This window comes from Nocardia sp. NPDC050175, assembly GCF_044459885.1.
In the GTDB taxonomy this organism is placed as follows: Bacteria; Actinomycetota; Actinomycetes; order Mycobacteriales; family Mycobacteriaceae; genus Nocardia.
This window is the reverse complement of the sequence record NZ_JBITJI010000001.1, coordinates 44,404-56,598: the sequence shown is the minus strand read 5'-3', so window position 1 is coordinate 56,598 and position 12,195 is coordinate 44,404. Positions and strand designations below refer to the sequence as shown.

General features: G+C 67.6%; 11 protein-coding genes. 1 reads left to right on the top strand and 10 read right to left on the bottom strand.

The window, feature by feature from the left end; all coding sequences use genetic code 11:
- Positions 1-57 precede the first annotated feature (57 nt).
- A complete protein-coding gene (locus tag ACIBK2_RS00245; protein WP_396961957.1) occupies positions 58-639 on the top strand; it encodes an NAD-dependent epimerase/dehydratase family protein in 582 nt (193 codons plus the stop codon).
- Between the two features lie 3 nt (positions 640-642).
- On the opposite strand, the gene ACIBK2_RS00240 is transcribed toward ACIBK2_RS00245, so the two are convergent.
- From ACIBK2_RS00240 to ACIBK2_RS00195, 10 genes are all read right to left on the bottom strand, one after another.
- A complete protein-coding gene (locus ACIBK2_RS00240) occupies positions 643-969 on the bottom strand; it encodes a methyltransferase (protein WP_396961955.1) in 327 nt (108 codons plus the stop codon).
- 62 nt (positions 970-1,031) lie between these two features.
- A complete protein-coding gene (locus tag ACIBK2_RS00235; protein ID WP_396961952.1) occupies positions 1,032-2,174 on the bottom strand; it encodes a MarP family serine protease in 1,143 nt (380 codons plus the stop codon).
- Between the two features lie 75 nt (positions 2,175-2,249).
- On the bottom strand, positions 2,250-3,242 hold the full coding sequence (locus ACIBK2_RS00230) for a 1-aminocyclopropane-1-carboxylate deaminase/D-cysteine desulfhydrase (protein WP_396961950.1): 993 nt from the start codon (positions 3,240-3,242) through the stop codon (positions 2,250-2,252).
- A gap of 1 nt (position 3,243) precedes the next feature.
- Positions 3,244-3,870 (bottom strand): QsdR family transcriptional regulator, encoded by a 627-nt coding sequence (locus tag ACIBK2_RS00225; RefSeq protein WP_396961948.1) that lies wholly within the window; start codon positions 3,868-3,870, stop codon positions 3,244-3,246.
- A 35-nt stretch (positions 3,871-3,905) separates the two neighbouring features.
- Positions 3,906-5,702, bottom strand: a complete 1,797-nt coding sequence (locus ACIBK2_RS00220; RefSeq protein ID WP_396961946.1) for an acyl-CoA dehydrogenase — start codon at positions 5,700-5,702, stop codon at positions 3,906-3,908.
- A gap of 61 nt (positions 5,703-5,763) precedes the next feature.
- The gene (locus tag ACIBK2_RS00215) at positions 5,764-6,765 is read right to left on the bottom strand and encodes a GAF domain-containing protein (RefSeq protein ID WP_396961944.1); all 1,002 of its coding nucleotides are present in this window, start codon (positions 6,763-6,765) and stop codon (positions 5,764-5,766) included.
- 45 nt (positions 6,766-6,810) lie between these two features.
- Entirely contained in the window at positions 6,811-7,932 is a 1,122-nt protein-coding gene (locus tag ACIBK2_RS00210) for a CaiB/BaiF CoA transferase family protein (protein WP_396961942.1), read from the bottom strand.
- Positions 7,933-8,175: 243 nt separating this feature from the next.
- On the bottom strand, positions 8,176-10,011 hold the full coding sequence (gene cysC, locus ACIBK2_RS00205; RefSeq protein WP_396961940.1) for an adenylyl-sulfate kinase: 1,836 nt from the start codon (positions 10,009-10,011) through the stop codon (positions 8,176-8,178).
- Positions 10,011-10,943: a sulfate adenylyltransferase subunit CysD gene (cysD, locus tag ACIBK2_RS00200; RefSeq protein WP_396961938.1), complete on the bottom strand. Its 933-nt coding sequence runs from the start codon at positions 10,941-10,943 to the stop codon at positions 10,011-10,013. The genes cysC and cysD overlap by 1 nt, the downstream gene beginning before the upstream one ends.
- 339 nt (positions 10,944-11,282) lie before the next feature.
- Entirely contained in the window at positions 11,283-12,179 is an 897-nt protein-coding gene (locus ACIBK2_RS00195; protein ID WP_396961936.1) for a helix-turn-helix domain-containing protein, read from the bottom strand.
- Positions 12,180-12,195: the final 16 nt, after the last annotated feature.

Genomic DNA, 12,195 nt, shown 5'->3' with positions numbered 1-12,195 from the left:
AAATCGCCGATGACACCTTGAACGTCTCACACCCGAGCAGATCACTAGGGTGGAATGATGCGGATCTTTCTGGCCGGTGCGACCGGCGTGATCGGAACACGGTTGGTCCCGCTGCTGGTCGCGGCGGGCCATGAGGTCGCGGGCATGACCCGATCGACCACCAAAGCCGACCAGGTGCGCGACGCCGGAGCGGTCCCGGTGATCTGCGATGTCTACGACCTGGACGCACTGACCGCCGCCGTCGTGGACTTCCGTCCCGACATGGTGATGCACCAGCTGACCGACCTCCCCGACAACGTCGCCCGCCTCGCCGAGTCGGCCGACGCGAACTCGCGCATCCGCACCGAGGGCACCCACAACCTGATCGCCGCCGCCCGAGCGGCAGGCGCAAAGCGATTCCTCGCCCAGAGCATCGCATGGGAACCGGCGGGCGGTGCCGCGATCCTCCAGGAGCACGAATCCGCCGTTCTCGCCATCGACGGTGTAGTCGTGAAGTACGGCCAGTTCTACGGCCCCGGAACGTATTACGAAGGCGAACTCCCACCACACCCGCGCATCCACGTGGACGACGCCGCGGCGCAAACGATTCCACTGCTGGACGCAGCAAGCGGCGTGGTGATCATCGCCGACACCGCCTGACCCTCATCGGTCGATGAGCCGGAATTCGAGCAGACAGCGTTGCTCGGCCAGGTCCATCACCGTGTCCAAAACCAGGCCGTGCGGCGAAGCGAGCGTACGGAACTCGTCGATCCGACGCTCGCGCCCGCCGTACATCACGAGCATGGCCAGATTGAATTCGCTCGCGGCCCGCATCCCGCCGACCGGTTCGATGACCAACACGCGCCCGGCGGGTTGGGCGGCCTCGACGCAACGGCTCAGGATGCGGTGGGCGTGTTCGCCATCGGCGTAGCCAGCCCAGCCAAGCGACGGATCGAGTCCGTATCGTCGTTGTGCCCCACAAGGATCCACTGTGCCCTGCGTGTCAACTGAGAATCGGTGGTGTCAGCTGCCGCCGAAAACCCATGTCCGGTCTAGGCGATGCAGGTGCCGGTGCTGACGGGAGTAGCGGATTGACCGAGGTGCTGGAGTAGTTCGGGCAGGGTTGAGGCTAGGCCGATGCTGACGTTGTTGGCGTCGACGCCGAAGACCATGCCGAGGACGCGGCCTTGGGTGTCGACGAGGGGGCCGCCTGAGTCGCCCTCGTGTACCGCGCCGTTCAGCGTGTAGGCCGAGCGTTCGCTGGTGGTGCTGCGGTAGATGTCGGGGACTCGGTTCACAGTTCGTTGGGTGATGCGGGCTGCGGCCGCGGTGTAGAGGCCGCCGGCGGGGTAGCCGAGCACGATGGCGTCTGCGCCGGATTTGGCCGGCTCGGGTGCGACGGTGACTGGTGGTGCGGTTAGTCCGGGTACCGCGAGTACTGCCAGGTCGAGGACCGGGTCGAATTGCACGACGGTGGCGGGCAAGGGGCCGCTGGGCGTGTCGACCGAAACGTTGGTGGTGCCTGCGACAACGTGTGCGTTGGACAGCACTCGCTCCGGGGCGATGACGAAGCCGGAACCGAACTGTTTGCGTGCACAGGCGGGTGCCGGACCGGAGATGCGCAATACGCTCTTCTGGAGATCGGCGGGAACGCTGGTGTGGATGATGCTCGGGTCCGGCGGGGCCATCGGGAGGACCAGTCCGGCGTCGACCAGGGGAGCGGTGAGCATGCTCGACAGGCTCGCCAGCCAGTACGGCGCGACATCGTCGACAGTCCGGACAACCCTCGAATCGTGCACGGCCGAGGCCAGGCTGGGCGCCATGGTCAGCGGCACCGCGAACAGCCACACTGCGAGCGGCACCGCGAGGGCGTGCACGAACGAACCGCCGACCGCGTCAGCCCGCTGCGCGGCGTGCCCGCGCACCGCCCGGCGCGCGACGTGCCCGAGTCGGTGACCGGCGGTTTCACCAACCGCCACCAACGCGACAATGAGCAGCACGACAATCAGCAACCGCGTGCGACCTGGCTCCAGATGGGAGAGTGCCACCGTCGCGATGACAACTCCGAGCCCAGCACCCGCGAGGACGCCGAGCAGGCCGAGCACCGCGGTGATCGCACCCCGGCGCCAGCCGACGAACACCGCCAGCACGGTCACCGAAAGTGCAACGAGGTCGAGCCAATTCGGCAGGGTCACGCCTCCAATGTACTGATCGACACCGACAGGGCGAGATTGTCCGATTTAGGCTGTGGTCTGCGGTAATGCGGCGAGCTATCGCGGTCCGTACGTGTTGAGGAACAACACAGGTCCCGTGCCGAACCCGGCCGCGTTATCGAGGTGCAGCACCGCCGCCAAGGCCTTGGCGGTGTATACGGTTTCGAGCCGCAATCCGTCCTGCGCCGCAAGGCTTTGCGCCTCATGAGCGGCCGGAGTCGGATGGCCATAGCCGGGGCCGAGCCAGTCCGTAGTGATGGTCAGATCGTCCGGGCCCAAGCCGGTCGGGTCGAATTGCGCACCGCGCGAACGCAAAAGCCGTTCCGCACGCCCTGCCAGCCGGGCGATATGCGGGGCATCGAGGGGGAGCGAATCATTGACCACCACTCCGACGACGCGCGTCTTCAATCCGGCCAACCGCAGCCCGAGCGCCAAACCTGCGGCGGTGCCACCGGATCCGACGGCCGTCACAATATGGCTCGGCTCGGGCATCACCCCCGCGGCGACCTGATCGGCCAATTCGAGCGCACCTTCGACGTAACCGAGCGCACCGATCGGCGACGATCCACCCACCGGCAGGAAGTACGGCCGGATCCGACCTTGCATGTGCCGCAGGTACAACCACGGCGCGGTCAGCATGGTCCGCCGCTTGGTGTGCGTGAAATGTATTGTCGCGCCGGACTTCTCCAACCGCCGCAGCTGCTCGCGAACGTGGTCGTCCATCGGCTGATCGACCAGCGCGAGTACCGTCTCGATCCCCTGATCCCGCCCGTACAACGCGGTGGCGAGCCCCCAATTGGTGCCCGTACCACCGACAGTGAAGATGGTCCGTGCCCCGCGCCTACGCGCCTCCGGCAGCAACCATTCCAACTTGCGAACCTTGTTGCCGCCCCACCCACCGTCACCGTAGGCGCTGTCGTCCTTGCACCACAGCGCAACTCCGGTCCCGACCTCGAGCGGCCGGATCGGCGTCGGCGCGGTACCTAGTCGCACATACGGCAACGTGTCGGCGAGAGCAGGAAAACGCTTGTGCAGCAATGAGTCCGACATGTCAGCTTCCGGTGGGAGGTCTGGTGATCGCCTCGGGGATGCCCAGCAGCGCGGCTTGCACCTCGTGCAGCCGGTCGACATCCCCTCGGATGCCTGCGACATTATCGTTGTACAGGAACGCCTCGCCCAGGCGGACCAGCGTGTAGGCCAACAGGTCCGGCTCCACCGGGGGCCGGTAGCCGTCTTCTCGTTCGGCGCGCGCGATCAGCTCGCGCACAGTGGTGACCACCAGCGGCTGCACCGGCCCGTCGCCCGCGGTGAGAATCCGCAGCCCGGCCAGGGGCTCGTTCTCGAAGTACCGCCGGAACGGCTCGTTGTCGGTCATCCATCGATTGACCCGGTACAGCACGTCGAGGATGCGTCGCGCCCCGGTGGAACGCCGCCGGGCATCGGCGCGGGTGAGCAGCGCCGCGAACTCACCGGCCAGCACCGTACCGAGCACGCCCTCCCGCGAGCCGAACCAGCGGTAGACCGAGGCGCGACTGAGCCCGAGCTGCGCGGCGATCGCCTGGATGTCCACCCGCTCGCCGGCCAGGAACGCCTGTCGCGCCAGGTCGATGACCTCTTCCCGGGTCGCCGACGCCGGTCGTCCTGGCGGGCGGGTGGTTCGCTGGCTCGGGGTGGTCATCGAAAAATGGTACATCCTTCGATGCGTGTACCGAATCAGAACCAGGCGTCGCGCATTTCCAGCGTGGTGACGTCGAGCCGGGCGAGCAGGTCCAATGCCGGTGCCGTCTTGGGCAACTCGAAGCGGTAGAAGTACCGGGCCGCGTGCCGCTTGCCGTCGTAGAAGTCGCCGGTGTGCGCGGCGGCGGCCAGCCACTGCTCCAGCCAGATCCAGGCCAGCACGATGTGACCGAAGGCCTCCAGGTAGACCGAGCTATTGGCCAGCGCGGCCTCGAAGTCGCCGGTGGCGAACAGTCCCGCGGTCACCTCGACCAGGCGCTGCCATGACGAATCCAGTTGCGCGGCAAGCTCGGCCGCCTCGCCACCCGCCGCGCGGGCGGCTGCCACGGTGCCCTGCACCCGTTCGTTGAGGGCGAGCAGACTCGCACCACCCTGCTGGGTTACCTTGCGTCCCAACAGATCCAATCCCTGGATGCCGTGCGTACCCTCGTGGATCGGGTTGAGCCGGTTGTCGCGGTAGTGCTGTTCGACGTTGTACTCGCGGGTGTAGCCGTAGCCGCCGAGCACCTGGATGGCGAGATTGTTCGCCTCCAGGCACCACTGCGACGGCCAGCTCTTGGCGATCGGCGTCAGGATGTCGAGCAGCAGCGTGAGCGCGCGCTTCTCATCGTCCGAATCGGCGGTTTGCTGTTCGTCGACCAGCCGGGCGCAATAGAGCACCAGCGCCAGCGCACCCTCGGTATATGACTTCTGCGCCAACAGCATTCGCTTGACGTCCGCGTGCTCGATGATCGGCCGCTGCGGCGCGGACGGATCGGCGGGCAGCTTCGCCCGGCCCTGCTCGCGGGTGCGGGCGTAGTCGAGGGACTCGAGGTAGCCGGTGTAGCCGAGCGCCGACGCGACCATGCCGACGCCGATCCGGGCCTCGTTCATCATGTGGAACATGTAGCTGAGCCCGCGGTGCGGCTCGCCGACCAGGTAACCGACTGCGCCCGCCGCGCCGTTCGGCGTCCAGCGGCCTTCGCCGAAGTTGAGCACGGTATTGACCGTGCCGCGAAAGCCCATCTTGTGATTGAGCCCGGCCAGCGCGACATCGTTGCGTTCGCCGACCGCGCCGTCGTCGTCGACCAGGAACCGCGGCACGACGAACAGCGAGATGCCCTTGGTGCCCGCCGGACCGCCGGGGATCTTCGCCAGCACCAGGTGCACGATGTTCTCGCCGAGCTCGTGGTCGCCGCCGGAGATCCACATCTTCGTGCCGAACAACCGGTAGGTGCCGTCGTCCTGTGGTTCCGCGCGGGTGACGATATCGGCCAGCGACGAACCCGCCTGCGGCTCGGACAGGCACATGGTGCCGAAGAACCGCCCCTCGAGCATCGGGCGGACGAACCGCTCGGTGAACTCCGGACCGGTGTGGGTGAGCAGCAGATTCGCGTTCGCCACGGTGAGGAACGAGTAGCCCGAGGTGCCGGGGTTGGCGGCTTGGAACCACGCGTAGCTCGCCTGAGTGACGGTGACCGGCAGCTGCGCTCCGCCGAGGTCGTAATCCATTGCCGCGGCGGGCAATCCGGCCTTGGCGAAGGCGGCCAGCGCGGTGGCGACCTCGGGAATGATGGTGACCCGTTCGCCGTCGAAGGTCGGCTCTTTCGCGTCGTTCAGCTTGTTGTGCGGCGCAAAGTATTTGGTGGCCAGCTGCTCGCTGAGCTCGAGCACGGCATCGAAGGTCTCGCGCGAATGATCGGCGTAGCGCCCACGTTTGGTGAGCTCCTCGACGTTCAACCACTCGTAGAGCAGGAAGTCGAGATCGCGCCGGGAAAGCAGCGTGGAACGCATCAGCCGTCCTTTCGAGACATGTGACAACCACTGTATCTTACGGTCGAGCGGGTGCGACGGGCTAACTCGACGCCTCGACGCGAGACAGCCTGACCAGGGCGGTTGCCACCTCGGGTGCTCGGCTCAGCAGTACCCGCTTGGCCTCGACGGCGACCGTCATCCACTGGCCGTCGGTGTCGCGCAGCCGCACGGTGCCCGTCACCGGACCGGCGGGCAACGCCAGGGCGATCTGCCGGGCGATCGGCAGATCGTCGGGATGCAGCGCCGGATCACGGGCCGGGTCGCCGGTGAGTTCCCAAGCGACGCCGGGCATTTCGCCGGTGAGCCAGCGGTACGCGGTGAGCGTCTTCAGGTCGACGAGCGCGTGGTAGACGCCGGGCTCGGCCCCCAACTCGGCCTCGACCAGGGCCTGGGCGAAGGTGCGCGGCGGCAGCGGCGCGTCCGCGTCGTCGCCCTCGGTGATGTCGTGCGTGAGGCCGTGCAGAAACCGCTGTCCGTCGACCATGCCGCCGCGCGCGACCCAGTTGATATCCCGGCGCACCTGGTCGTCGCGGGTGATCTGCCAGGTGGTCTGATACACCAGACTCTCGTCCGCCGACAGCGCGGCGGCCAGCGCCTCGGCCTGATCGTCGGCGGCCGTCACGTGCCGCAGTGAGGACACCCGGGAGATCTCGTCCCTGCGTCGCTCGGGCGGCACCGCGTAGATGTCGTGCATCTCCTCGGTCGCGAGCGCGGTCATTTTGTCGAGGTTCCAGTCCCACGCGCCGGAGCGGGTGCGCGCCGGCACGGCGTCGCCCAGCCTGCCGATCCACAATCGCACGCCGTGCACCATGTGCAGGACGTTCGCGACCGGCTCGGCGATGACATGCTCGTCGCGGGTTCGGGAGAATTCCTCGTAGCGCTGCCCGGTCTCGCGGACCTGGGTGATGGCATGGTCCGCAGTGCGAAGTGCTTGGCCCCGCAACACTTTATCGAGCGGTTCGAGGCCCACCGGCTCGCGGCCGACGGCCAGCACGGTCGGCGCATCGCGAATGCACTCGATCAGCAGCCACTCCCCGCGCATCTATCAAAGGTAGAGCACGGGAAGCGGCTTCGAGTCGAAGTCGGCTCAGCTGGTCACGCGATCGATCTGCTCGGCCTGAACACCCCAGCCGGACAGCAGCTTTCGAACCTGTTCCGGTTCCGCGGACAGCGGGGCCGGAGTATCGATCGGGGTACGGTCGAAACGCGGCGCCGGTGCGGGCTGGAGCACGCCGTTGACCTCGATGAAGGCATTGCGAGCCTTGTTGTGCGGATGCTCGTGGGCCTCCCACGGGCTCAGCACCGGGGCCACGCAGGCGTCGGTACCCGCGAAAACCTCGGCCCACTCGTCGCGGGTGCGCTCCTTGAACTTGGCGCCGAGTACCTCTTTGAGCTGCGGCCAGCCGTTCTTGTCGAGCTGGAACGGCAGGTCGGGGTCGTCGATGCCGAGGATGGCGAGCATCTGGTTGTAGAACGGGATCTCGACGCAGCCGACCGCCATGTACTCACCGTCGGCGCATTCGTAGGTGTCGTAGAACGGTGCGCCGCCGTCGAGCATGTTCTCGCCGCGGGGGAAGTTCCACAGGCCGAGGTGGTGCAGGCCGTGCATGGACGCGGTGAACAGGGCGGAACCGTCCACCATCGCCGCGTCGACCACCTGGCCCTTGCCGGAACGTTCGCGCTCGTAGAGTGCGCCGAGCACGCCGAGCGCCAGCAGCAGGCCACCGCCCGCGAAGTCGCCGAGCATGTTCGCGGGCGGCACCGGCGGTTCCCCGGCGCGGCCGACGAGCCCGAGCGCGCCGGAGATCGCGATGTAGTCGATGTCGTGCCCCGCGGTGCGGGCCAGCGGGCCTTCCTGACCCCAGCCGGTCATCCGGCCGTAGATCAGGCGCGGATTACGGGCGGCCAGGTCGGCGGGACCGAAGCCGAGGCGTTCGGCGACGCCGGGCCGGAACCCTTCGATGAGCACGTCCGCGTGATCGGTGAGCGCGAGCAGCGACTCGCGGTCGGCGGGCTGCTTGAGATCCAGTGTGATGCTGTGCTTTCCACGGTCCAGCGGACCCTCCGGCGAGACGATGCCCGCGCCGGGCGCACCGCCGCGGTCCACCCGCAGCACCTCCGCGCCGAGATCGGCCAGGATCATCGCGCCGAACGGGCCGGGCGCGAGACTGGCGATCTCGATGACTTTCACTCCGTGCAGTGGTCCCATGTCTCCGCTCTCTGTCGTCCTCGACGAGGGCATGCGGCGTCAGCCGAACCCCACCCGTCCGGATCGGTGTTCCCGAGGGTAGGCCCGCTCGGGGGTGTCGCCAATGACCGTCGCGCTCGATAGGGGGTGACCGTAGCGCTCATAACCGCAGCTTGTTGGGCGATCAGCCAACCCAGGCTGACCGCCGTTGTCGAGTGGCACAGGGCCCTTCGCGAAATGTCATGTGCCACTCGACGGGGCGATCTAGTCCAGCCCGGACAGGCGGGCGAGGATGGTGGCCGCCATGGCCGCCGGATCGCCGTCGTCGGGGCGGAGGACGAGTTCGGCCTCGGTGGGGGCCTCGTAGGGGTCGTCGATGCCGGTGAAGCCGCGGATCTCACCGGCGCGAGCCTTGGCGTACATGCCTTTTGGATCGCGAGATTCGCAAATGTCCAGTGGGGTGTCGACGAAAATCTCCACGAAGGGAATGCCTGCCTCCAGGTGCGCCGCACGAACTCGGTCGCGGTCGGCGCGGTAGGGACTGATCAGTGAAACTACGGCTACCACACCGGCTTCGGCGAACAGGCGGGCGACTTCGCCGACGCGGCGGACGTTCTCGACGCGATCGGCGGCGCTGAAGCCGAGGTCGGCGTTCAGTCCGTGCCGTAGGTTGTCACCGTCGAGTAGGAAGGCGGGGCGGCCCGCCGCGACTAGTCGGCGTTCGAGTTCTACAGCCACGGTGGACTTTCCGGAGCCGGAAAGCCCGGTCAGCCAGACGGTGAGACCACGGGTCGCGCGCTCCTCCCGGCCGACCGCGGTGGAGTGCCAGACCACGCGCGACGACGGCAGGCTCGGGCCGGTGATCATGCCTGCGCCGACCGTGTTGTTGGTGGTGTCGTCAACCAGGATGAAACTGCCGGTGAACCGATTGCGGCGATACGGATCGAACAGCAGCGGTTGGCGGGTGCGCAGCTGGACGCGACCTATCTCGTTGAGCGACAACGATTCCGCGTTCTCGTCCCGATGCAGGGTGTTGACGTCGAGCCGGTAGTCCAGTGTCCGCACCTCGACGGTTGCGGTGCGAGTGGTGTGCCGAATCGTGTAGGTCGAGCCTGGCGTGAGCTGTGCTTCGTCGGCGAACCAGCAGACCATCGCGTCGAGATCACGCCCTGCGGTGGGCCGATTGTTCGGTCGGCAGATCATGTCGCCGCGAGACACGTCGAGATGGTCGGCGAGCTGCATGGTGACTGCCTGCGGCGGAAAGGCTTCCGCCACCGCCTTGCCGCCCGGGCCCCAGATGGCCTCGACGGTGGTGGTGAATCCCGAAGGCAGCACCGCGACCTCGTCACCGGGCTTGAATACCCCGCCGACCACCGTGCCCGCGTAACCACGGAAATCCTGTGCATGGCTGCGGGTTACGTACTGCACCGGGAACCGCGCGTCGATGAGGTTACGGTCCGAGGCGATGTGCACCTCTTCGAGATGGTGCAGCAGGGGAGTGCCCTCGTACCAGGGCATGCTCGCGCCGCGGTGCACGATGTTCTCGCCGTCCAGCGCGGACATCGGCACGAAGGTCAGGTCGAAGATGTCGAGTTTCGAAGCGAACTGGGCGAATTCGGTCCGGATCTCCTCGAACCTGGCCTGCGACCAGTCGACCAGGTCCATCTTGTTCACGCACAGCACCAGGTGCGGGATACCGAGCAGGCTGGCGAGGAACGCGTGCCTGCGGGTCTGCTCGACCACGCCCTTGCGGGCGTCGACCAGGATCAGCGCGAGGTCGGCGGTGGACGCGCCGGTGACCATGTTGCGGGTGTACTGGATGTGGCCGGGGGTGTCGGCGATGATGAATTTCCGTCGGGGCGTGGCGAAATAGCGGTGCGCCACGTCGATGGTGATGCCCTGTTCGCGTTCGGCGCGCAGTCCGTCGGTGAGCAGGGCCAGGTTCGGATAGTCGTCGCCTCGGTCGCGGCTGGTGCGCTCCACGGCGGCGAGCTGGTCGGTGAAGATCGTCTTTGAATCGAAGAGCAGGCGGCCGATGAGGGTCGATTTGCCGTCGTCGACGCTGCCCGCGGTGGCGAGGCGCAGCAGTGTTGCGGTCATCAGAAGTAACCCTCTCGTTTGCGATCTTCCATGCCCGCCTCGGAGATTCGATCGTCGGCGCGGGTGGCGCCACGCTCGGTGACCCGGGCGGCGGCCACCTCGGTGACCACCTCGGCGGGGGTGGCCGCGGTCGACTCCACGCAGCCGGTGCAGGTGGCATCGCCGACCGTGCGGAACCGCACCGTCGTCTCCACCGGTTCCTCGCCGTCCAGGAGTTCCAGAAAGCGAGTGTGCGCCAACAACATTCCGTCCCGCTGCACCACCGGGCGGCGGTGCGCGTAGTAGAGCGGCGGCAGGTCGATGCCCTCGGCGGCGATGTAGGTCCAGATGTCGAGCTCGGTCCAGTTCGACAGCGGGAACACCCGAATGTGTTCGCCCGCACGGTGTCTGCCGTTGTACAGGTTCCAGAGCTCCGGCCGCTGGCTGCGCGGATCCCACTGGCCGTACTGGTCGCGGAAGCTGAAGACGCGCTCCTTGGCGCGCGCCTTCTCCTCGTCGCGCCGGGCGCCGCCGAAGACGGCGTCGTAACCGCCCTCCTGGATCGACCGCAGCAGCGTGGTGGTCTGCAACCGATTACGCGAGGTGCGCGGTCCGGTCTCCTCGACCACCCGGCCCGCGTCGATATCGTCCTGCACGCTGCCGACCACCAGCCGCAGCCCGAACCGCGCGACCGTCTCGTCGCGGAAGGCGATCACCTCGTCGAAGTTGTGTCCGGTGTCGATGTGCAGCACCGGGAACGGCAGCGGCGCCGGCCAGAAGGCCTTGGCCGCCAGGTGCAGCATCACCACCGAGTCCTTGCCGCCGGAGAACAGCAACACCGGACGTTCGAATGTCGCCGCTACTTCACGGAAAATATGTGCCGACTCGGCCTCGAGCGCGTCCAGATGAGGCAGCTCGTAGGTGCTCGCCGTCGACTTCGCGTACTGGCTCACACCGCAAAACTAGAACACGTTTCGATTGTTGGCAACAGCTCGCGGCTTATCCGATACAGCGTGCTGTCATTCTCGGCGAAATCCATTTCACATTCCGGCGATTGCCGGAATCGGCACGTGCGGTTCGGCAGGCCAGACCCGCGGGCCTCGTTTTGCCCGTACACCCTCGTCAACGACCGAATGCGCCCTTCACTCGCCCAGACGGACCGAAGGCCCCCTTCGGTCGGTCCCCCCTGGCAACCTGACCCGCCCGAAGGTGCCCATCGGCCGGTCACACCACCTGAAGGGCGCCTTCGGTCGGATTGGCCGAGCCGGCCGCCGTGGCGTGAGGTTTGCGGATCAAGGGCGCGGTGGCGTCTGGGTAGGTCGGCGGCCACCCGAAGCGGTGGTCACGGCATCCGCCGCCGCGACGAGAGCCGTTCCGCGCCGGTCGATTTCGGCACCGGTGATGGACGCGCCGACGTACATGGTCAACACCATGTTCTGCCTGCCGTCGCCGCCGTAGGTCGGCGCGGCGAGCAGGCTGACCGGGTGCTCCTTGCGCGGCCGCAGATCCGCGCCGACGTACACGCGCTCACCGAGACTCGTCACCAGCTCGCCGACCAGTTCGCGCAGCTCATCGGGCAGTTCACGGGCGGCGAACCCGGCCAGCATCGAGTACAGCCTGCCGCCCGCGGTGGTCAGGCTCTCGACCAGATACCCGCGCGCACGGCACTCGGCGACGATCTGCCGCAAGCGCGCCTCGTCCTGCTGCAACGGCACGGTCGCCGGTTTCGCCAGCCAGGCGTTGAACGCCGCGTCGGTATCCCACAGCACGTACATCAGGCCGACCGGTGGCGCGAAATGGTAGGCCGCGCCGACCTTGACCAGCCCCGGCCCGGTGCTCTCCAGGACCATGATCTGCTCGCCGACCACGGCTGATGCGGTGCAGGTGGTGCGGTAGCGCGCGGTGAGCTTCTCCAACTCGGTGCGGGCGAGCGCGGAAATCGCGAAGCTGTCCTGGGCCACCCGGCCCGCGGCGATCAGCGCGGGCCCGAGTCCGTAGGTCAGCGTGTCGGCGTCGCGGACCAGGTAACCGCCCGCGGTGAGTTCGGTCAGGATGCCCAGGCAGGTGGGTTTCGCCAGGTCGAGCGTCCGCGCGAGCTCGGACAGGCCGAAGCGCTTGCCCCGCTGCTCGACGAGGAAATCCAATACCTGCACCACCCGCACGGTGGGTGCGGATCTACGGCCGACCATTGACCACTCCTAGAAC